We start from the raw sequence: 20,072 nt of genomic DNA on the forward strand, positions 1-20,072 counted from the left end.
GGACATCATCGATATGACGGAATTGAGCAGACGCAAAGTGCTGATGGCCGGCGGCGCCCTCGGGGCGCTCGGCGCGCTGAGCGTCGCGACACCGGCCTGGACCTGGGCCCCCGAAGGGTCGATCGCCGGCGCCGGCGCGGGCGCCGACCCGCGCTGGGTGTGGGACGAGGAGGCGGACCCGCTCGTCGCGTCGCTGCTCGACCGCGGCGGCGTCCCGGAGGTCAACCGGCTGCTGTGGGACTGGACCCGCAACGACCAGCCCACGCCGGCCGGCCTGCCCGCCGACGTGAAGGCGTTCATCGACCACGCCCGGCAGCTGCCGGACTGGGCCGACCGCGGCAAGCTGGAGGCCGCCGCCACCTTCAACAAGTCCCGCGGCCTCTACCTCAACCTGCTCAACGGTGTCGGCGGCGGCATGCTGAGCACCGCCATCCCCAAGGAGGCCCGCGCGGTCTACTACTCCAAGGGCGGCGCCGACATGGAGGACCGCGTCGCCAAGACGAGCATCCTCGGCTTCGCCGTCGGCGCGCTCAACGCCTACCGCCCCGACGGCAACTGCATCGTCAACGCCGTCAAGACCCGGCTCGTGCACGCCGCCGTCCGGCACCTGCTGCAGCAGTCCCCGCACTGGGACGGCACCATCCCGATCAGCCAGGAGGACATGCTCGTCACCTGGCACACCCTGCCGACCTTCGCGATGCGCAAGATGCGCGAGTGGAAGGTGCCGATCCCCGCCGCCGACGCCGAGGCCTACCTGCACGTCTGGCAGGTCACCGCGCACCTGCTCGGCATCCGCGACGAGTACATCCCCGCCACGTGGGCCGCCGCGAACGCCCAGTCCGACCAGGTCCTGCCCCGCAACATGGGACCGACCCCGGAAGGCGTCATCCTCACCGACGTCCTGCTCGGCCAGCTCGCCGAGCAGACCAGCCCCGGCAGCGTCAGCCGGCCGCTGTGCAACGCGCTCGCCCGCTACCTCGTGGGCAACCAGGTCGCCGACTGGGACGCCATCCCGCGCGAGCCGGTGTGGGACCCGCTGATCGCCACCGTCTGGCCGCCGCTCGTGAAGTTCCGCGAGGGCCTCATGCCACTGCCGCTCGTCCCCGCCGCCGCGTGGGTCGTCGACGAGGCGGTCCGCAAGTACATCCTCTTCTACCTCACCAAGGGCCAGGAGACGAAGATCGAGATCCCCACCATCAACCGGCCGTCGTGAGCGAGGGCATCCGGCGGCGGCAGTTCATCGGCTTCGTCGTCGCCGCTCCTGTACTGGTGACCGCCGCCGCACTGGATGCCCCCGCACCCGCCTCCGCCGCCGCCGACATCACCGACATCGTGGACCTCAACGACCTCATGACCGTGGCCGCCCTGCCGACCTCGGGCCTCATCTCCGTCGAGGTCACCCCGGACGGCACCGTGTCGTTCGCGCTGCCCCGCGCCGAGGTCGGGCAGGGCATCACCACCTCCAGCGCCATGCTGATCGCCGAGGAACTGTCCGTGCCACTGGACCGGGTGCGGGTGACGCTCGCCGACGCCCGGCCCGAGCTGCTGTTCAACCAGCTGACCGGCGGGTCAAACACCACCATCGCCACCTACACGCCGATCCGGGTCGCCGCCGCGATCGCCCGGACCCGGCTCCTGCAGGCCGCCGCCCAGTCCCTCGGCACCGCCGTGGCCGACCTGACCCTGCGGGCCGGAGTGATCACCGATCGCTCCGGCCGGCACCTCGACATCGGAGCGCTCGCCGTCGCGGCGGCGAGCGCCCGCACCACACAGATGACGGTGGAGCTCACCGCCCGCGAGAGCTTCACCGTCATCGGCAAGCCCCACAACCGCGTCGACGCCCGTGACGCCGTCACCGGCCGCAAGCGCTTCGCCATGGACCTCGACGTCCCCGACGCCAAACCGACCATGGTCTGCCGCCCGCCGACCATCAACGGCAAGGTCGGCTCGGTCGCCAACCTCGCCGAGGTCCAGGCGATGCCCGGCGTCACCCACGTCGTCGTCATCGGCACCGGCGTCGCCGTCCGCGCCCAGACGTTCGGCCAGTGCGTCGACGCCGTCCGCGCCCTCCGCGTCACCTGGCGGCCCGGCACCGCCCAAGGCAAGTCCGACCAGACCATCCGGCAGGAGCTCGCCCTCGCCGAGCTGCCGATCGGGCTGCGGCCGCCGACCCCGGCCGTCGACGCCCGCTTCACCTTCCACTTCCGCAACAACAGCGCCCTGGAGCCCAACTGCGCCATCGCCGACGTCCGCGCCGGCCGCGCCGAGATCTGGTCGGCGCTCAAGGCACCGATCGTCGCCAAGCAGGCGATCGCCGCCAGGCTCGGCCTGCCGGCCGGCGCCGTCACCGTCCACGTCACCGAGGGCGGCGGCTCGTTCGGCCGCAAACTGTTCTTCGACGCCGCCCTCGAGGCCGCCGAGGTGTCCCAGAAGATCGGCAAGCCGGTGAAGCTCATGTGGCACCGCGCCGACGACTCCCGCCAGGGCCGCGTGCACCCGATGGCGACGTCGCGGGTGCGCGCCGCGTACCTCGGCAACACCGTCCTCAGCTACGACCAGCGGCACACCAGCGTCGCCACCGACCTCAGCCACGGCCTCGGCGAGATCATCACCGCCTTCGCCGCCCGGCTGCCCGTCGGCGACATCGGCTTCTCCGAGACGTTCTTCCAGCTCAGCCAGACGATGTCATACGACTTCGGGGTCACCAGCCGGCTGCTCAACGAGACCGACAAGGGCTTCAACACCGGCAGCATGCGCAACGTCTACTCGCCCGACGTCACCTGCGCCCGCGAGCTCGTCGTCGACCAGCTCGCCGCCCGCATGGGCCGGGACCCGTACCAGTTCCGCCGGGCCTTCCTGCGCGACGACCGCTCCCGCGCCGTCCTCGACCGGGTCGCCACCGCCGGCGGCTGGGGCCGTTCCCTGCCGGCCGGCGTGGCGCAGGGCATCGCGCTGCACGCCGAGTACAAGGCCGTCAGCGCCGTCCTCGTCGAGCTCGACTGCCGGCCCGCCACTGTCAACCGCCCCGTCCGCGACGGCGTCGCCGGCCCCCGCGTCACCCGCGCGGTGGTCGCCGTCGACGTCGGCCTCGCCGTCAACCCGCGCGGCCTGGAGGCGCAGATGATGGGCTGCGTCATGGACGGCATCGCCCTGGCGCTGACGTCCAGCCTGCACCTGCGCGACGGGTACTTCCTCGAGGCCAGCTGGGACAACTACTTCTACACCCGCCAGTGGAACACCCCACCCGACCTGCAGGTCATCGTCATGCCCAGCACGTCCGAGCAACCCGGCGGCGCCGGCGAGCTCGGCGTGGCCGCGTCGATGGCCGCGGTCGCGTGCGCCTACGGCCGGGCCACCGGCACCATGCCGACCACGTTCCCGATCAACCACGGCACGCTGGCCTTCACCCCCAAGCCGACCGTCCCGCCGATCCCGCCGTCGCCCACCGACGGGCTTGCATAGGAGCCGCTCGCATGCCCCAGCACACCTTCCGCGTCAACGGTTCGCAGGTCACCGTCGACGCCGCCGACGACGAGCGCCTGCTGTGGGTGCTGCGCGACCTCCTCGGGATCACCGGCCCCAAGTACGGCTGCGGCATCAACGTCTGCAAGGCGTGCACCAGCCACCTCAACGGCCGGGCCGTGAACCCGTGCGCCATCCCGGTGAAGGACCTCGGCCCCACCGACGAGGTCACCACCATCGAGGGCCTGGCCGCGACCGCCGGCCGCGACCTGCACCCCATGCAGCAGGCATGGCTCGACCATGACGTGGCCCAGTGCGGCTACTGCCAGCCCGGCCAGATCATGGCCGCCGTCGACCTCGTCCGCCGCACCGCCGCCGAGGGCCGCGACATCACCGACGCGGACCTCGACACCCTGCGCAACATCTGCCGCTGCGGCACGTACCCCCGCATCCGCGCCGCCATCAAGGACGGCGCGAAGCGCATGTAGCGCGGAAGGCGACACCAACCGAGGTCCTCACGGACGCCGCGCACGTGTACCCGGCGATCCTCGACGAGCTGATCCCGTCAACGTGGCACCACGTCGAGCAGTACGCCAACAACCCGATCGAGGCAGACCACGGTCAGCTCAAGCACCGGCTCAGAACCACCATCTGAAGACCGGCCACACTTGCCCGAACGCGCCCTCCGATGGGCGAATGCAACAGCGCCGTGCAGGGCGAGCCGAACCGGCTCGCCCCGCACTCGCGCCGGCTTGCTCAGCCGACGCCCAGCATGGCGTCCTCGTGCACGTGGATGCCGGCACCGATGGTGAGCATGTCCGACTCGCTCAGGGCCAAGCCCTCCCAGAACTGAACCAACAGGTAGACGCCGTTGGGCTGCTTGATCCAGAGGGTCTGGGTCCAGAGGGTGGTGGGGTCGGTGACGTCTCGCGCCGGCGGCGTGGCATCTTGCGCTGGCGGCGTGGCAGCGGATGACGATGCCGGTGCCTGCGGTACCAGAACGCCCTCCAGGCCGCCGACCTTGACCTTCTTGCCCTGCGGAACATACTGCGAATCCCTGGACTGCAGCATGATGCCGATCTTGCCGACGAAGCTCTGCGGGTTCTTGTCGAGGGCGTCCTTCGGCGCCAGGATCAGCTCGGCCGTATTGTCGGCCTGGATCTCGAACCCGTCCGGGACCTTGTCGATGGTGTAGCCCTTGGGCTGGCTACCCGTGTAGGCGACGAGCCGGATGCCGCCGGCCGGCCGCTGACCCTGGCTCTGCGCCGCGGTCGGCGCCGCAGGGGCCGGGACGTCGGTGGTGACGATCACGAGGCCGGCCGCCAGCACGGCCACGGCGAACGCGGACCCGGCGAGCGCCTGCATGGTACGGCGCTTACGCAATGCGCGGCGTCCACGGTCGAGGTCGGCGTTGATGTCATCCATGGTCGGCGTGACCTCCGGGCCCGCGAGAATGTCGAAGCGGCGATGCATGTCCATGTTCTTCCTTTTCAGGAAAGGGCCGGGGCGGCCGGACGGATTTCCAGAGCGGTACGCAGGTGAACCAGCGCGCGGGAGGTCTGGCTCTTCACCGTGCCCTCCGAACAGCCGAGAACCTCGGCGGTCTCGGTCACGGTGAGATCGTGGAAGTAGCGGAACACCACGGCGGCGCGCATCTTCGGCGCCAGCTCGCGCAAGGCGATCCGCAAGCCGTCGGCCATGGGCTCGCTACGCTGATCGGTCCGTGGCACCTCCGGCAACTCGGCCGTGGGGCGCTCCCGCCGCCGCCACAGTCGCCGCCGTTCGTCAGTCAGTGCGTTGACGAGGGCGCGCCGCATATAGCCTTGCGGGTTGTCGGCGCGCTGGAAAGACGGCCAAGCTACATACAGCTTGGTCAGTGTCGACTGCACGAGGTCCTCGGCCAGGTGGTGGTCGCCCGCGGTCAGCAGCGTGGCCGTCCGGAGCATTCCGGCGCGCTGTGCCAGCACGAATTCGTGGAACTGCTTGTCTCGATCGCCTCTCACACCCCGCATGACGGATGCGCCGGCGCCGAGGTTGCATGACCCGGAAGTTCGCCGGTGCCGGTCGGTCCGCGCGGTCCCCGGCCCCGGGGCTCAGTGAGGTTTTCCGGGTAATCCGGTGGCCAGGGGATCGTGCTCCGCGTGCGACGATGCCTGCGGCGACCCGGTCAACCATCACTACCTCGACGGCAAGTTCCTCCTAAGGTTGGCCGATGGCTGACGTACCAAAGCTGCGCGATGCCGGCTGGGCGCTGATCGTGGTCATCGCCTGGCCGCTTGCCAAGGTGTACGGCGACCCCGACGCTGCGAGCCTGCGGTCCGCTGCCGCCGAGGCGCCGTACAACCGGATCTCGGCGCAGCACGCCAACATCAGCCGGGGGTATGCCTGGGTGTTCTTCGCGCTCTGCGGGGTCCCCATCGCGATCATCAGCGCCTGGGGCGCCGGCCCGTTGCTCGGTCGGGCCGTCGAGACCTGGACCGGCGCCGTGGGCATCGGTGTGGTGGTTGTCGGGTTCGCGATGTCGGGGTTGAGTTTCGCCAGGTCTGCCGCGGCCCGGCGCGCCTACTCCGACCGCCCGCCGTCGAGGCGGCGGAACCGGCCGTCCATGCCGCCACCGGCCGCGGACGGTCCGGCGTGGGCAATATGGTGCAGCCGGCCGTCGTCGTGGGACCTGGTGCCGGCGCTGCTCGTCGGCGCCTTGTTCGTGCTTGGCTCGCTGCCCTGACCGGACCGCCGATCGCTCGAGGTCGCCTCGAACGCGTCTGACTTGTAGCGACGTGCGGGACGCGATGCTGCATGCCTGACAAGTGAGCGGTTGGCGACCCATCAGCGGCCGGCTCGCTCATGCCCCTACCCGTGGCGGCATGATCAGCACCGAGGGATCTCTGCCGCGCGCGTCTCCTGCTGCGACCCCGCGGCGCCGGTGGCTGACCGTGCTGCTGTGGCTGCTCATCGCGCCGTTCGCGGGATGGGCGACGACGCGGGTGTTCGGCCTGGAGAGCGGCTACCTGACCATCCAGCTCATCGCCTTCACCCCGTACGTCGCGGTGGCGTCATTGGTACCGCCGGCGCTCGCGATGCTGACGAAACGGATCTGGCCGGCGGTCGCGGCGGCGGCGGTGACGATCGCGTTCGCCGCGTGCGTCCTGCCGCGCTGGATCGCCGACGCCGACGTTCCGGCAGGGCCGACGCTGCGGGTGATGACCGTCAACATGCTCTACGGCCAGGCCCGGCCCGACCAGATCGTGCGCCTCGTCCGCGACGGCGCCGTCGACCTGCTCGCCGTCCAGAAATACACCGCGGAAGGGCGTGCCGCACTGCGTGCGGCACGGGCTGGAGGAGACACTGCCGGACGCGGTCACCTATCCGCGGGCCGACGCGGGCGGCTCGGCCGTCTACAGCCGCCTCCCGCTCACGGACAAGGGATACCGACAGCCCGCCGGCGGCTTCATGCAGGCACACGCCAGAGCGCAGGTGCCGGGCGCCGCGCAGGTGTACGTCGAGTCGGCGCACCCGTGCGCCCCGATGGGCCGCACGACGGACGCCTGCTGGCTGGCCGATCTCGCGGCGCAGCCGGCGGCGACCCCGGACGGGCCGGTCAACCTGCTCATGGCCGCACTTCCAGGCGACGGTAAGGCGCAATCCGTATGATCACGCGAAGCCGCTCCTCGGTCCGCTGGCTGGTGGCCGCGTTCGTCGTGGCCGGCGTACTGGCCGGGGCGGCGGTCGTGGCGCATCGGTTGCAGGCGGGGCACCGGGCACCGCTGGACGCGTTGCTGGTGCCTCCGTCGACTATCGGCCTGCTGTCGGGAGAGCAATGGCAGGAGGATTCCGCGCGGGCGGTCGGCGGGGAGCTCACCAGGCAGTGGGTCAACGCCAGGAGCCGGGACCGTTTCGTGCAGAGCATCATCGAGCACTCGGGTGGGGCCGCGGCGCGGTACGGATACTCCGCGGAGGATCCGCGCATCAATGACCGTGAGGATTTCGGTCCCGAAGGAGTGCGTGAAACCCCGCTCGGCGTGCCTGTGTCAGCGGATCAGTCACTCATCTACTGCCTTCTGACCGGGCGGCAGAACGAGCCGTGCTCGCTGTGGGTGTACTGGTCGCGATACGGCCTGTACACGGTGAAGATCTACTATCGCGAACCAGGTCTCGACGCCGCCCGGTTCGCGGAGATAGTCAAGATCGTGGACGCGAGAATCTCGGCGGTGCTGGACTGATCGAACCGGTCGTGGACCTGCCACGTGCGCAGGGCCACGATCGGGATCGTCAGTTGGTGAAGGCGAGGTGGTCGATGGTGATGCTGCTGTCGCCGCCACCCGCGGTGACCGCGCTCCTGGAGACGTGCCGCGACCACCGCACTGCCTGGACCGCCACGCCCGCGCCGGCGCAGCTGGGCTTCGCCAAGCAGACGCTGAAGGACATCGGCCGGACGTCATCCGTCGCCGAGCCCGCGAACGTTCTGGAGTCGCTCGAAGACCTCGCCGCGCAGACATACACCGCCACGGTGGCCCAGACGCAGGACGGCAAGGTCGCCGGCACCGCAGCCTGCGTCCTGCCCGCCGAGGCGGGGCATCAGGCCGTTGCATCGCCTCGTCACCATCCAATGCCCGGTGCCCGCACAGCAGATCGGCACCACCCGGGCGCCGCCGCCCGGCTCCTGACGCGGCAGCCACCACCTGATCCGCGACCGTCGGCACCTTCGCCGAAACCTGCTGTCCGACCGCCTAGTCCACGTCCGCGTAATCCCGGCCCGCCGCCGATGGCACGGACGGTGTCGACGGCTCGGACGGCGCTGGCTCCGGCTCCGGCCAGGTCGCCGGATCCAGCCGGGACAGCCGGGGAATGGCACCCGCGTCGCCCAGGGCGGTGAGCAGCTCGGCCGGGGCGCCGTGGACCACGGCCTCACACATGGCCGTGTAACCCCGCTGGTCGACGGCGTTGACGTCGGCGCCGGCGGAGAGCAGGCGGGTCAGCACGCCGGCGTGCTCGAACTGGTGGATCCGGTGCAGCAGCGTCCTGCCGACACTGTCACGGACCTGCGGGTCCATGCCCTCGTCGAGCAAGGAGCCGACCACCCTGCCGCCGCCGTGGTGCATGCGGCGCCACAGGTCGCGGCGATACTCGGCGAGTCGCCGGGGCAGCCGGCCCCCACCCTGATGCCAGGCCACCTCGGCGGCGAAACAGCCTTGCAGCGACCCGCCGAACGCGCGCAGCGCCAGCTCACGCCGTCGCTCCTCGGCGGTGTGGTCGAGCGGCTCCAGCTGCCCGCCCCGCAGGGCGAGCCAGTGCCAGTCCGGGCCGCAGCGAACCCTGACCCGCCCACCCTCCCGGAAACCGGCCGGCGTGCGGGACGCGGACGGCACCAAATCCGGAGCAGCCACGCTGGACGGGAAGAGGGCGGCCCGCACCAGCGGATGCACCTCCGCGACGTCGAGCCGCCCGTGCTGGACCAGCTCCAGGTCGACCGCGCCGCGCAGCAGCGACGAGTGCAGGCAGAACTCGACCGAGGTCGGCTCCTCGGGCCGCGCCCGCCCTCCATACGCCCCTGTCTGGTCGTCATCGGCGACAGCGACCCGGTTGCGCCGGCCGGCGACCTCGAGCCGCAGCTGCTTGGAATACAACGACAGCCACTTGAGCCCGTCGGAGCGCAGCTCCCACGACTGCTGCCCATACTGCGCGGCGACCCGCCGCAGCTCGACCGCCGCGAGCCGCGGGTTCGTGAGGCGCAGCAACTCCCGGTCATCGCGCATGTGCCGGCGGGACTTCGGCGCGTCGATGATCCAGCCGGCCGACACCCACGGATCGTTCACCCAGGTCGACTCGTCGACCGGCAGCGCCCGCAGCTCGTGTGCCCGGCGCGCGTCCCACATGTGCGGCGGCACCGGAAACACCGGTCCTGGCGAGATGTCGCCGACGCGCACCGCACGCAAACTGAGGCGCTGCGACGCGGAGACCCACCGCGGCGACCGGACGCCCAGGACGACGGTCTCCGCCGTGACCGGTCCTTCGGGTGCGAGCACGTAGCGGATCCCCGGCAGCAGCGCCGCCGTGCCGTCCAGCGCCCGTGGCAGGTGCCAGCGCAGCAGGTCCGGCGCGAACCCTGCGAGCAGGTCGGCGACCGGCCCGGCGTCGTCGAACGCGACCGTGACCCGCGCCGCCTCGCACGCGGCCCGCCAGTCGCCGCGCTCCCGCGCCTCGGTGCATTCGGCGATCATCCATGCGGGAACCGCATACCGGCGGATCAGCCGCCACTCATCCAGCGCCGCGAACGGCCCTCCGACCATCGTGCACCCCCGTCTCACCCCGGATGCTACGAGGACCCCCTGACATTTTTCGGCGGCGACCACCTGCTCAGACGAGGCGCTGGATCGGCGCGCCGGTGAGCACGGTCCGGTCCGGCAGGTCTTCGACCAGTTGCGGCGGATGATCGTCGCGACCGCAGGTGCCGAACACCGGATCGTCGCCGTGACCGGCGCCTATCGGGCCTTCACCGACCGGGAAGACATGATCGGCCTACCGCTGCGGGAGGTGTTTCCCGCCGCCCTGCCCCAACAGGTCCTCACCCCGTTCGACCAGGTGCTGGCCAGCGGCCAACCGCTCGTGTTGCACGAGTACCGCGCGCAGGTGGACCGACCGAACTCAGGCGGCCGGATCGACTTCTACGCCGACCTCGACTTCACCCCACGCCTCGGCCCCGACGGCGCCGTTGTCGGCGTGACCTGCGACATGACCGATGTGACCCAACGGGTCCAGGAACGCCTGGCGGCGCGGGCCCAGCTCGACGACGCCGAACGCCGCTATGGGCACGCCCAGCAGCTCGTCGATGCACTGCAACGCGAACTCCTGCCGCCCGGCGTACCGGTCCTGCCCAGCGTGCAGATGGCCGCGAGCTACCTCCTGGCCGACTCCGACATCGCCGCCGGCGGCGGCTGCGGGCACCGGCCGGTGGTCGATGAACCGCGGGACCTGCCCGACCTTTGGCGGGCCGTCCGCGACACGGGCGAGCAGGGCGGGGTCCAGGTAGGCCATGTCCAGGTCGAGGCCGGCGAGGGTGCTGTGCCAGTCACGGTCGTGCGGCACGGAGATGAGCACGTCGCCGGGCCCGGCGGTCTGCTCCGGCTCGCTGCTCCAGGAGGCGGTGCCCGCGCACACCCGTGCGATCGGAATGACGCCCAGGGCCACGCACTGCGCGCTCAACCGCATCCGAGGGTCACCTGGCTGAACCAGGCCTCGGGGCTGAGGTCGGTGGTGGTGATCCGCAGTGAGGAGGACGGGTCACTCACGCTCAGCCGCATCCGAGAGTAGACGTCGGTGAGCAACTGCTCGGCCACATCGACATCGCTGGTCTCGAACACCGCGGTAGCTATCGTGATCTCCCGTCACCGTCGGCGCGTGCATCGGGCGCGACCCGGGACTGCCGGGGACCGGTTACCGGAGGGCGTGTCCGTCCCGTCGGTCGGGTGGAGATTCAGTATCGGCAGGCTCCGCCGGCGTGTCCAGGCGCGTGTCGGTGGGGTGAGAGCTCGGCGCCGGCGGCGCTGGCCGGTGGCGAGCCTAGAGCCGTTGGTGGTGTGCGGTGAGGTCGGGGAGGCTGTGCAGGTCCTTGACGACGAGGGTGGCGACCTCGTTGAGGCGGCGGTTGCTGCGGCGGGCGTACTCGCGGATCAGGTTGAAGGCGGTGTCGACGCCGATGCTGTGTGCCTGGGCGATCGCGCCTTTGGCCTGCTCGATGACGATCCGGCTGTTGAGGGCGCCCTGCAGCTGTTCGGTGACAGCGTCCCCGTGGCTGATGGCGCGCCGCTGCAGCAGGCTGATCGCGGCGACGTCGGCGAGGGCCTGCACGATCGGGATGTCGGTGTCGTCGAGGTCGCCGGCGGTGGTACCGAAGACCCCCATGACGCCGATCACGTCGTGGCGCAGTCGCAGCGGGAAGGCGTGGGCGGACCGGTAGCCGGCGGCCGCGGCGCGTGGCGCGAACCGCGGCCAGCGAGCCGTGGCATCGCACAGATCGGTGCCGTGCACCGGCTCGGCGGTACGGAAGGCATCAAGGCAAGGGCCGTGCCGTTGCAGTTGATACAGCTCCAGCAGGTTCGTGGTCTCGTCCGACGCGGCCACGAACTGCAGGTGACCGTGCGGGTCGGCCAGCAGCAGTCCGACGGTCGAGCCGGCGAGGAGGTCCGCCACCCGGTCGGCGAGCATGTGCAGGAACTCGATGATGTCGAACTCGTCGACGAGGGTGTCGGCGACCGCGACGAAGACTTCCGCGAGACGTCCGGCCGAAATGGTGCTCATGCGTGCCTCCGGCTCGCACGGGTGCCGATGCGCCACCGACGGACGATTGTGCCGCCGGCGGGATCAACCGTGGCCGTCCATCGACGATCTGACATGCAGCGCTCCACAGTTCCATCGGCCGTGCCACCCTCGCGCTCGGCGGCCACCACGGGCGCACGGAGGCTGCGGACAGTGCCTCCCAGCACGAGGTGTCCGCAAGACATGCCGCTCTGACACGCGCAGGACGGCGATGGCACCGGCGGGCGGCAGAACGCAGCTCCGGAGTCAGCTTGCATCGCGCGTACTGACGAACGCTATGCGGAGAACGCGGAACATCCGGCTCGACTACTACGAAAAACGAAGCCGGCGCCGGGACCGATGGCGCTAGTCGGCGTTCAACCCCCGGCGCAGCATGTGCAGCAACTGGGTGAGCAGCCGCGAGACGTGCATCTGGGACAGGCCGAGTTCCGTGGCGATCTGTTCCTGGGTGAGGTTGCCGAAGAACCGGAGCGTCACGATCCGCTGCTCCCGCAGGGGAAGCCTGTTCAACAGCGGGCGTAACGCTTCGCGTTCCTCGGCCCGCTCGAGGTTCGGATCGGCGGTGCCGAGCAGGTCGCCGAGGTCGGCGGTACGGTCACCGCCGGCGGTGGGCGCGTCCAGCGACAGCGACCGGTACACGCGGGTCACTTCGAGGCCCTCGATGATGCTTTCCTCGGTCATGCCCAGGCGGGCGGCGAGGTCCGTGACCGCCGGGCGAGGTGCCGGGCCAGCGGCAGGTACAACTCGTCGGTCGCCCGCCATCCGGCGCGTCGCGCGTCCGGGACGACCGGGTCACCGCGGCCGTTCACAGCACGGGTGGCGGCCCTTCGCGCGCAATCCGCGGTGGTGGTCTCCCGGGACGCGGCAGGTGCACGGCGGTGCTCGCCCAAGGCCGGGGGCGTCGAGCGGCGGACAGTCGTGGACATGGACGGGTGCTCCTTGCCAGTGACGCAACTCCCCGCCGGGCACGAGTCGACCGTTGTCGGGTCGACCGGCGAAACCGTCGGGTCAGCACTGAGCGCGCTGCCGTTGCATACGATGAAGGCGTCCGCGAGGTCCAGGCGGCTGGTCGAAGGTGGCAGCATCGGCGAATGTACTGCGGATGCGCCGTGGTGCGTCGTGTCCGCGGGCAGCAACAGGTAGGTCCGGGCTGCCACTGAACGATGTGCGGTCCTGATTCACAGGGTACTGCAGTTTGAAGATCAGAGACACCACTCGGCCAGGCCCGCGGCGGCTTGGCCGGACTGAGTGGACGTGACCAGTCAATCCGTCGACGCGATGGCGTCCTTGATCGCTTGCGCGTCGCTGTCGAGGAGCGACCTTTCGCGTTCCGGCGGGTTGGTCTTGAGGGACCAGCCGTCTCCTGCGTGGCGGGGGATGACGTGCAGGTGGAAGTGGAAGACCGTCTGGAAGGCGATTTCGCCGTCACAGACGAGGACGTTGATTCCTTCACAGCGCAGGGTCGAGCGGCGCAAGGCTCGTGCCAGGGCATGACCGACCGACCAGACGTGAGCGCTCGTGGCCGCGTCGAGGTCTTCGAGACCGACCGCATGCCCGCGTGGCACGACGAGGAGATGGCCGGGCGTGACGGGGTTCAGGTCCATGAAGGCGACAACGGTCTCGTCCTCGTACACCACACTGGCCTCGGCCTGTCCGGCCGCGATCGCGCAGAAGATGCACCCCTGTGCCGCCGATGCCCCGTTCTGTGTCATGTGCGCAAGAGTTCCAGCGCGCTCAGACCGATGCAATGCAGTTCTCGCCGGCGCCACCCGACGAACATGCGTTCAGTTGCCGGCGAGATGGGTGATGAGGAAGTCGACGCGTTCGGCCTGCAGGTCGGTGGGGATGCGGCCGCCTTCGGACAGGACGGCCATGCCGTGCAGGGCGCTCCAGACGACCTCGGCGGCCAGTTCGCGGCGGGTGTCGTCCGGGCGGAAGCAGTTGACGAACTCGTCGAAGCCGGCCTGCAGTGCCGGCGGCGTCTCGGCGCTGGCGAATTTCAGGTTGCTGGGCAGGATGAACATGGCCTGGTAGAGGGCGGGTCGCTGGGCCGCGAAGTCCAGGTATGCGACGCAGACGGCCCGCAGGGCCTCGCCGGGTTCGGCGGCCGCCTGCCGCGCGTGGCGCAGGTGCTCGGCGAGTTCGCCGAACCCGTCCAGGGCCACGGCGCTGACGATGGCGTCCTTGCCGTTGAAGTGGCTGTACAGCACCGGCTGGCTGTATTCGACGCGCTCGGCCAGTCGCCGGGTGGTGACCGCCTCCCAGCCTTCGGTCTCCGCGAGCTCACGCGCGGCGGTGACGATCAGCTGGTGACGGTGGGCCCGTTCCCGCTCGCGGCGCTCACTGATGGCGGACATCACCACATCCTAGCAACGCTAGACATCCTGTCGCAGAAAATCTATCGTTGCTACGTTGTCTAGCGCCGCTAGCAACATTGCCATCCAGAGGGAGTCGCTGATGCTCATCTACGTTGCCAACGTGCTTGCCGGACTGATCGGAGCGGGCTGCATCCTCATGGGTGCGAATGCGTTCCGGGCGCCACAGGCGGCGGCCGGCTTCGGCATACCTGACACCCCGACCGGCGACCGCGCCTTCCAGGCATGGCTGGGCGTCAAGGCCGTGCGGGACATCGGCGCGGGAGTCTTCGTCCTCATCCTGCTGGCCGGCGCGACCCCCCACCTGCTGGGCTGGTTCATGCTGGCCGCCGCCGGCATCCCCGCCGGCGACGCCCTGATCGTGTTGCGCAGCAACGGCCCCAAGGCGGTGGCGTACGGCGTCCACGCGGCGACCGCGGCCGTGATGGTGGCGATCAGCGTGCTCCTGTTCGTCGCATGACCACACGGCACGCCCCGCCGACCGAAGCCCTACGGTCGGTCGGCGTCCGGCAGCGGCAGCACGAAACCGCGGTCCTCGTCGGCGGCTGTCCAGGGGGCGTCGCGGTCGAGCATCCCCGACAGCCGCTCCACCTCCGGCAGGAGGCGCGCCGCGAACATGAGCTCGCCGACGCCCACGCACGCGGCGGCGATGACCAGGCCGGTCGCCGGTGCGACGGCGACCGTCGACGCGGCGAGCAGCCCGCACACGGCGCGCATGCGCAGGCAGCCGCGGGCGAGGCTGGGGAACTGTGCCGCGGCACCGGCGTCGCCTGCCGCCGCGACACCGAGGGCGAGACTGATCGCCGCGACCGCGACCGCCGGGTCGTACTCCGGTAGCTGGATCACGATCGCGCCGGCCACCGCGAGCAGCGCGGCACCGGACTGCAACCATCGGGTGCCGCCGTACCGGGCGCGTAGCAGCTGCCCACCGCCGAAACGGCCGAGGGCGACGAACAGCAGCCATAGGCCGACCGCGGCGGCGCCGAACGTCCGCGCCGACGACGGCCACGCCATCGCGACGACCGCGAGCAGCAGGCTCAGCAGGCCGAAGCTCGTCACCGCCCACCAGCCGAGCACGCCGTTGAGGGGACCTGCCTGGCGCCCGGCGGCGCGCAGCCAGACGTGGGCCTGTCGCGGTGCGGCCCGCAGCGTGGCCATGGCGTCGAGTTGCATGAGCCGCCTCCTTCGATCGGGGTCGGCTACCTGATGCCCGCCGCACCGGTCGATCGAACGCAGTGCGGTGCGGACAGCACCATCGTCCTCGGATCCGGTCGCGTGGGTCACGGATCCGGGGGTACGACACCCGAACGGGACCGCGCCGCGGGGAATCAGGCCGTGGGGCGGTCCACCCGGTAGACGTGGTGCCGCCGGTCGTCGACCGGGTTGTCGGGCTCCAGCTCGGCGTGGGCGACGCGGGCCAGGCCGGCCTTCTCCAGCATCCGCCACGACGCGACGTTGTCGGCGTGCACCGGCACGATCACGCACTCGGCGTCGTCGTGCTCGGCCCACAGGCGCTCGAGCGCCGAGCGGATCATGCGGGTGCCGATCCCGTGCCCGACGTCCGCCACGTCGCCGATCAGGTAGTCGATCGTCATCGCCCGCGGCGGCACCGTCATGGCCGGTGTCATCTCCCGGACGTATTCGGGGTAGTCGTGCCAGAAGGAGCGCTGCACCAGCCCGAGCGGTGCGCCGTCCAGGAACGCCAGGAGGTCCTCGTTGGGTTCCTCGCGGCGGGCGGAGGGTCCGAAGTCGCGTTCGACGGCCTCCGCCGACGTCTCGTGATTCCACCACCGGGCCACGTGCGGTGCCGCCAGCCACTGGGCCAGCAGCGGGAAGTCCCGCGGGGTGACGTGCCGCCAGGTCATCATGATGCTGACGGTAACAGCATCCGGTTACCGTCAGCATAGAGTATTTCGCATGCACGATGTGGAGCTGCCGGTCCTGGGCACCGAGCCGCTGGTGGTGGAGTTCGCCAACACGCTGCACGGCGGCGAGGACTTCCTCGGCACGGCCGAGCTGTCGAAGCTGTGGTGGACCACCGCCGGCGTGCGACCGGCACGCGACGCGGCCGCTGCCAGGGCCCTGCGCGACAGCGTCCACGCGCTGTTCACGGCGGCGGTCACCGGCACCGCACCGCCCGCCGCCGCGATCGCGCACGTGAACGCGGCCGCGGCACAGGCGCCGACGTATCCGCACCTCGTCCGGCGGCCCACCGGCGAGCTGGTGGCGGACCGCCGGGGCACCGCGACCGGCGACGTGGCGCTGCTCGGCTCCCTGGCCGCCGCCTGCGCCGGACTGCTCACCGACGGCCGGGCCGGCCTGCTGCGCCGTTGCGAGACCCCGGACTGCTGCCTGTTCTTCGTGCAGCATCACCCGCGCCGCCGGTACTGCCACGAGTCCTGCGCCCATCGCGACCGGCAGGCCAGGTACTACCGCCGCCGCACCCCGTCCTGACGGCGCTACCCGGACGGCGTGCGGCGGCACCCAGCGAAGCCGCCGCCGGGAGGACCGCGCCGGACGTCCGGCCGTGACCCGGACGGCGTGCCACCGGCACCCAGCGAAGCGACCGCCGGGAGGACCGCGCCGGACGTCCGGCCGTGTCCGCCGGCGTCCGCCGGGGTCCGGGATCGGCGTCGCGGCCCGCCGCGGATCGGCAAAGTGGCTCTCGCCGCTGACGCCGATCCTGAGGAAGCCGCCATGCCAGAGCTGCCCGAGCCGCCGAGTCTCGTCGCCGACCGGATCGACGCCTGCCGCCTCGAGGGCTGGACGGTCACCACCCGGGACATGTGGACGGTGCTCGACCCGCCCGGGCGGCCGGAGCGGGTGCAGGGCTGGAAGCTGCACGTGTCGGCGACCGTGTGGTCCGCGCCGGAGGTGCTGCGCCGGTGTCTGGACCTCATCGTGGCGACCGCGACGTCGTTCAAGTTCGCGAGCACCGTCTCGGACGTGCAGCGGCTCAACGACTTCCAGTGCCCCCGCGGGCAGTCCGGCAAGTTCATCACGGTGTACCCGCTGGAGCGGGCCACGCTCACCGAGCTCGCCGAGCGCCTGCACGAGGCGACGGCGGGCCTGCCGGGGCCGGTCATCCTGTCCGACCGCGCCTACCGTCCGGGCAGCCTCGTGCACTACCGGTACGGCGCGTTCGACGGCTTCCGGGTGCTCGGCAACGACGGCACGTACCGCGACTGCGTCCTGGACCCGGAGACGAACCCGGTCGATGACAAGCGGCCGGCGGTGTTCGACCCGCCGGCGTGGGCCGAGCTGCCGTTCGCCACGGATCCACCGGCTGCCGGCGGGAGCGGCGGGGGCGGCGGGGTGCTGCTCAACGAGCGCTACGAGGTGCGCGGCGCGATCCGGCACGCGAACAAGGGCGGCGTGTACCGCGCCCTGGACCGCACCACCGGCGCCACCGTGCTGGTCAAGGAGGCCCGGCCGCACGTCGGCACCGACGCGGAAGGCCGCGACGCCCGCGACTACCTGCGGCACGAGGCCGCCATGCTGCGGCACCTGGCCGGGCTGGGCGTGGTGCCCGAGTTCGTCGACGAGTTCGAGCAGGGCGGCCACGCGTTCCTCGTCGAGCAGTTCCTCGACGGGCGGACCCTCGCCGAGGCGGGCGGGGCGTCGGTGCGCGGCTCGGACGCGCCGCCGGAGCCCGCGGACACGCTGGGCGTCGCGCTGCGGCTGGCCCGGATCCTCAAGGCGGTGCACGGGCGCGGCGTGGTGCTGCGCGACCTGAGCCCCAACAACGTGCTGGCGCTGCCGGACGGCACGCTGCGCCTGATCGACCTGGAGCTGTCCGCGCGGTGCACCGGGCCCGGGTCCGCGGATCCGGTCCACGGCGACGGCCACGGCACCCCCGGCTTCAGCGCGCCGGAGCAGTTCCGGAACGCACCCGTGGACGCCGCCGTGGACCTGTACTCGCTGGGCGCCCTGGTGCTGTTCCACGCGACCCGGCGCAACCCGCGACTGGCGCTGGACGAGCCGCCGCACCGGACCCTCGAGGAGCGCGTCGCGGGCCGTACCGTCGCGCCGGCGGTGCCGGAGACGCTCGCCGATCCGGTGCGCCGGATCGTCACCGGGCTGATGCGCGCCGAGCCGGGTGAGCGCCTGCCGCTCGCCGAGGTGATCGCCCTGGCCCGCCAGACCCCGCCCGCCGACCCCACCACGGACCGGCCGGACGATCCGGACGGCTGGTGGGAGGAGCTCGTCGGCGGCGTGCTCGGCCACCTCGCCGCGACGGTCACGCCCGACACCGGGCCCCGGCTGTGGCGGGAGTACGCGCTGGGCGAGACGGCCGAGCCGTGCGCCGTGCAGTACGGCAGCGGCGGCGTGCTCGCGATGCTCAGCGGTCTGCGCTGCCACGGCGCCGGTGGGACGATCGGCGGCCTCGTCGACGAGCTCGCCCCGGTCGTGCTGCGCCGGCTCACCCGCCACCTCGACACGGTCCCGCACCGGCTGCCCGGCCTGCACTTCGGCTTCGCGGGCACCGCCTGGGCGCTGTTCGAGGCCGGCGCCGCGTTCGACCGGCCCGACCTCACCGACCGGGCGGTCGCCCTCGCCGAGGGGCTGCCGACGGTGTGGCCGAACCCGGACCAGACCCACGGCCTGGCCGGCCTCGGCACGGCGCTGCTGCACCTCGCGGCGGGCACCGGAAGACCGGAAACGGCCCGGCGCGCGGTCCGCTGCGCCGAGGCGATCCTGGCCGCCCGCGACCCGGCCGCGACCGCCTGGACGGTGCCGGCCGGCTTCGACTCCACGCTCGCCGGTCACCGCTCCCACGGTTACGCCCACGGCACCGCCGGCATCGGCGCGTTCCTGCTCGCCGCGGCCGCCCACACCGGCCGGGACGACTTCGCCGCCGCCGCCCGCGACTGCGCGGACGAGCTGCTCGCGGTGGCCGTCCGGCGCGGCGACGCGGCCTACTGGACCGACCGGCCCGGCTCGACCTCGATGCACACCTGGTGGTGCAACGGCTCGTCCGGCGTGGGCACGTTCCTGGCCCGGGCCTACGCGTACACCGGCGAGGCCCGCTACGGCGAGGCCGCCGTGGCCGCCGGCCGCGCGGTCGTCGCGACCCGCTGCGACGTCGGCACCTCGCACTGCCACGGCGTGGCCGGCAGCGGCGAGTTCCTGCTCGACCTTGCCGCCGCCACCGGGCTGGACGAGTTCGCGGACTGGGCGCGGCACCTGGCGGCGCAGCTGTGGGCCGAGCGGGTCTACCGGGACGGCCGGCCCGTGCTCATGAACGAGTCCGGGCACGAGTTCTCGGCCTCCTACGGCGTCGGCGCCGCCGGCCCGCTGGCGTTCCTCACCCGGCTCCGGCACGGCGGCGACCGACTGTTCCACCCGCCGGTGACGGCCCCTGAACCCGGCGCGGCGTTCGCCGCGCCGTCCCCGACCGAACGGACCACGGAGGAGGTGAAGATGCAATGAGCATCGATGTGATGGCGCTGCAGGCCGTTCCGGCCGACCAGGACGCGCCGGGCGCCCCGGAGGCGGGCTGCTGCTCGTACACGTGCGGCGGGCTGTCCTGCGGCAAGACCTGCCAGACGAACTGACCCGGTGCGGGCCCTCGGGCCCACACCGTTCCCGGACCCGTCGGAAGCGGAGGAGGTGAAATCCAATGACCATCGATGTCATGGCGCTGCAGGCCGTTCCGGCCGACCAGGACGCGCCGAAGGCGCCGGAGGGCGGCTGCTGCTCGTTCACGTGCGGCGGCAACTCCTGCGGCAAGACCTGCCAGACGAACTGATCCCGGCCTGAACACCGGCGTGGGGGGGGGGGGGGGGGGGGGGGGGGGGAGGGGTAGGGGGGGGGGGGGGGGGGGGGGGGGGGGGTGGGGGTGGGGGGGGGGGGGGAGGGGGAGTGCTCGAAGGTGGCGAGCGGCACGACCAGGACCGACTCCTCGGCCCGGACGTAGGA

24 protein-coding genes are annotated in these 20,072 nt (G+C 71.9%); 13 read left to right on the forward strand and 11 right to left on the reverse strand.

Translation table 11 applies throughout. The annotated features are described in order from the left end of the window. Positions 1-13: 13 nt before the first annotated feature. The 4 genes from ACZ6TV_RS50995 to ACZ6TV_RS51010 are packed head-to-tail and all read left to right on the forward strand — an operon-like array spanning position 14 to position 4,117. Positions 14-1,213 carry an oxygenase MpaB family protein gene (locus ACZ6TV_RS50995; RefSeq protein WP_465308221.1) on the forward strand — a complete coding sequence of 400 codons (1,200 nt, stop codon included), beginning with the start codon at positions 14-16 and terminating at the stop codon, positions 1,211-1,213. Continuing rightward, positions 1,210-3,462: a molybdopterin cofactor-binding domain-containing protein gene (locus tag ACZ6TV_RS51000; protein WP_465308223.1), complete on the forward strand. Its 2,253-nt coding sequence runs from the start codon at positions 1,210-1,212 to the stop codon at positions 3,460-3,462. The genes ACZ6TV_RS50995 and ACZ6TV_RS51000 overlap by 4 nt, the downstream gene beginning before the upstream one ends. Positions 3,463-3,473: 11 nt before the next feature. Continuing rightward, positions 3,474-3,950 carry a (2Fe-2S)-binding protein gene (locus ACZ6TV_RS51005; protein ID WP_465308225.1) on the forward strand — a complete coding sequence of 159 codons (477 nt, stop codon included), beginning with the start codon at positions 3,474-3,476 and terminating at the stop codon, positions 3,948-3,950. Further along, positions 3,893-4,117, forward strand: a complete 225-nt coding sequence (locus ACZ6TV_RS51010) for a DDE-type integrase/transposase/recombinase (protein ID WP_465308267.1) — start codon at positions 3,893-3,895, stop codon at positions 4,115-4,117. Before ACZ6TV_RS51005 ends, ACZ6TV_RS51010 begins: the two co-directional genes overlap by 58 nt. Before the next feature lie 101 nt (positions 4,118-4,218). On the opposite strand, the gene ACZ6TV_RS51015 is transcribed toward ACZ6TV_RS51010, so the two are convergent. Then, positions 4,219-4,941: a hypothetical protein gene (locus ACZ6TV_RS51015; protein WP_465308227.1), complete on the reverse strand. Its 723-nt coding sequence runs from the start codon at positions 4,939-4,941 to the stop codon at positions 4,219-4,221. Between the two features lie 11 nt (positions 4,942-4,952). Further along, on the reverse strand, positions 4,953-5,474 hold the full coding sequence (locus ACZ6TV_RS51020; protein WP_465308229.1) for a SigE family RNA polymerase sigma factor: 522 nt from the start codon (positions 5,472-5,474) through the stop codon (positions 4,953-4,955). A gap of 200 nt (positions 5,475-5,674) precedes the next feature. Between ACZ6TV_RS51020 and ACZ6TV_RS51025 the strand changes: the two genes are divergently transcribed. Beyond that, positions 5,675-6,187, forward strand: coding sequence for a hypothetical protein (locus ACZ6TV_RS51025; RefSeq protein ID WP_465308231.1), 513 nt, complete (start codon positions 5,675-5,677; stop codon positions 6,185-6,187). A gap of 279 nt (positions 6,188-6,466) precedes the next feature. On the opposite strand, the gene ACZ6TV_RS51030 is transcribed toward ACZ6TV_RS51025, so the two are convergent. Further along, complete coding sequence (locus ACZ6TV_RS51030; protein ID WP_465308233.1) at positions 6,467-6,676, reverse strand: hypothetical protein; 210 nt, start codon at positions 6,674-6,676, stop codon at positions 6,467-6,469. A 95-nt stretch (positions 6,677-6,771) separates the two neighbouring features. Between ACZ6TV_RS51030 and ACZ6TV_RS51035 the strand changes: the two genes are divergently transcribed. Both ACZ6TV_RS51035 and ACZ6TV_RS51040 read left to right on the forward strand, forming a co-directional pair. Beyond that, on the forward strand, positions 6,772-7,113 hold the full coding sequence (locus tag ACZ6TV_RS51035) for a hypothetical protein (RefSeq protein WP_465308235.1): 342 nt from the start codon (positions 6,772-6,774) through the stop codon (positions 7,111-7,113). Next, complete coding sequence (locus ACZ6TV_RS51040) at positions 7,110-7,682, forward strand: hypothetical protein (protein WP_465308237.1); 573 nt, start codon at positions 7,110-7,112, stop codon at positions 7,680-7,682. The genes ACZ6TV_RS51035 and ACZ6TV_RS51040 overlap by 4 nt, the downstream gene beginning before the upstream one ends. A gap of 49 nt (positions 7,683-7,731) precedes the next feature. Here the strand turns inward: ACZ6TV_RS51040 and ACZ6TV_RS51045 are convergent, their stop codons facing one another. Together ACZ6TV_RS51045 and ACZ6TV_RS51050 are read right to left on the reverse strand one after the other, a co-directional pair. After that, positions 7,732-8,004 (reverse strand): hypothetical protein, encoded by a 273-nt coding sequence (locus ACZ6TV_RS51045; RefSeq protein WP_465308239.1) that lies wholly within the window; start codon positions 8,002-8,004, stop codon positions 7,732-7,734. A 185-nt stretch (positions 8,005-8,189) separates the two neighbouring features. Continuing rightward, on the reverse strand, positions 8,190-9,749 hold the full coding sequence (locus ACZ6TV_RS51050; RefSeq protein WP_465308241.1) for an ankyrin repeat domain-containing protein: 1,560 nt from the start codon (positions 9,747-9,749) through the stop codon (positions 8,190-8,192). A gap of 130 nt (positions 9,750-9,879) precedes the next feature. Here ACZ6TV_RS51050 and ACZ6TV_RS51055 point away from each other — a divergent pair, with 130 nt between their 5' ends. Beyond that, complete coding sequence (locus ACZ6TV_RS51055) at positions 9,880-10,770, forward strand: PAS domain-containing protein (RefSeq protein WP_465308243.1); 891 nt, start codon at positions 9,880-9,882, stop codon at positions 10,768-10,770. A gap of 249 nt (positions 10,771-11,019) precedes the next feature. Here ACZ6TV_RS51055 and ACZ6TV_RS51060 read toward each other — a convergent pair whose 3' ends face one another. The 4 genes from ACZ6TV_RS51060 to ACZ6TV_RS51075 form a co-directional block, all read right to left on the reverse strand. Continuing rightward, positions 11,020-11,757, reverse strand: a complete 738-nt coding sequence (locus ACZ6TV_RS51060) for a GAF and ANTAR domain-containing protein (RefSeq protein WP_465308245.1) — start codon at positions 11,755-11,757, stop codon at positions 11,020-11,022. A gap of 363 nt (positions 11,758-12,120) precedes the next feature. Next, positions 12,121-12,537: a sigma-70 family RNA polymerase sigma factor gene (locus tag ACZ6TV_RS51065; protein ID WP_465308247.1), complete on the reverse strand. Its 417-nt coding sequence runs from the start codon at positions 12,535-12,537 to the stop codon at positions 12,121-12,123. 500 nt (positions 12,538-13,037) lie between these two features. Then, positions 13,038-13,487, reverse strand: coding sequence for an HIT family protein (locus ACZ6TV_RS51070; protein WP_465308249.1), 450 nt, complete (start codon positions 13,485-13,487; stop codon positions 13,038-13,040). 72 nt (positions 13,488-13,559) lie between these two features. Beyond that, positions 13,560-14,132: a TetR/AcrR family transcriptional regulator gene (locus ACZ6TV_RS51075; protein WP_465308251.1), complete on the reverse strand. Its 573-nt coding sequence runs from the start codon at positions 14,130-14,132 to the stop codon at positions 13,560-13,562. Between the two features lie 100 nt (positions 14,133-14,232). On the opposite strand from ACZ6TV_RS51075, the gene ACZ6TV_RS51080 reads away from it, so the two are divergent. Then, positions 14,233-14,610, forward strand: coding sequence for a DUF4267 domain-containing protein (locus ACZ6TV_RS51080; RefSeq protein WP_465308253.1), 378 nt, complete (start codon positions 14,233-14,235; stop codon positions 14,608-14,610). 29 nt (positions 14,611-14,639) lie between these two features. Here the strand turns inward: ACZ6TV_RS51080 and ACZ6TV_RS51085 are convergent, their stop codons facing one another. Then, complete coding sequence (locus ACZ6TV_RS51085) at positions 14,640-15,323, reverse strand: hypothetical protein (protein WP_465308255.1); 684 nt, start codon at positions 15,321-15,323, stop codon at positions 14,640-14,642. 155 nt (positions 15,324-15,478) lie between these two features. After that, positions 15,479-16,018, reverse strand: coding sequence for a GNAT family N-acetyltransferase (locus ACZ6TV_RS51090; RefSeq protein WP_465308257.1), 540 nt, complete (start codon positions 16,016-16,018; stop codon positions 15,479-15,481). Between the two features lie 49 nt (positions 16,019-16,067). Between ACZ6TV_RS51090 and ACZ6TV_RS51095 the strand changes: the two genes are divergently transcribed. The 4 genes from ACZ6TV_RS51095 to ACZ6TV_RS51110 all read left to right on the forward strand — a co-directional run bounded on the left by ACZ6TV_RS51095 (position 16,068) and on the right by ACZ6TV_RS51110 (position 19,902). Continuing rightward, positions 16,068-16,604, forward strand: coding sequence for an ABATE domain-containing protein (locus tag ACZ6TV_RS51095; RefSeq protein ID WP_465308259.1), 537 nt, complete (start codon positions 16,068-16,070; stop codon positions 16,602-16,604). Between the two features lie 243 nt (positions 16,605-16,847). Continuing rightward, complete coding sequence (gene lanL / locus ACZ6TV_RS51100; RefSeq protein WP_465308261.1) at positions 16,848-19,583, forward strand: class IV lanthionine synthetase LanL; 2,736 nt, start codon at positions 16,848-16,850, stop codon at positions 19,581-19,583. Further along, complete coding sequence (locus ACZ6TV_RS51105; protein ID WP_465308263.1) at positions 19,580-19,708, forward strand: ALQxL family class IV lanthipeptide; 129 nt, start codon at positions 19,580-19,582, stop codon at positions 19,706-19,708. The genes lanL and ACZ6TV_RS51105 overlap by 4 nt, the downstream gene beginning before the upstream one ends. Positions 19,709-19,773: 65 nt before the next feature. Next, positions 19,774-19,902 carry an ALQxL family class IV lanthipeptide gene (locus ACZ6TV_RS51110; RefSeq protein WP_344500148.1) on the forward strand — a complete coding sequence of 43 codons (129 nt, stop codon included), beginning with the start codon at positions 19,774-19,776 and terminating at the stop codon, positions 19,900-19,902. Positions 19,903-20,072 lie beyond the last annotated feature (170 nt).

The sequence above is a fragment of the Dactylosporangium sp. NPDC051087 genome (assembly GCF_055586325.1).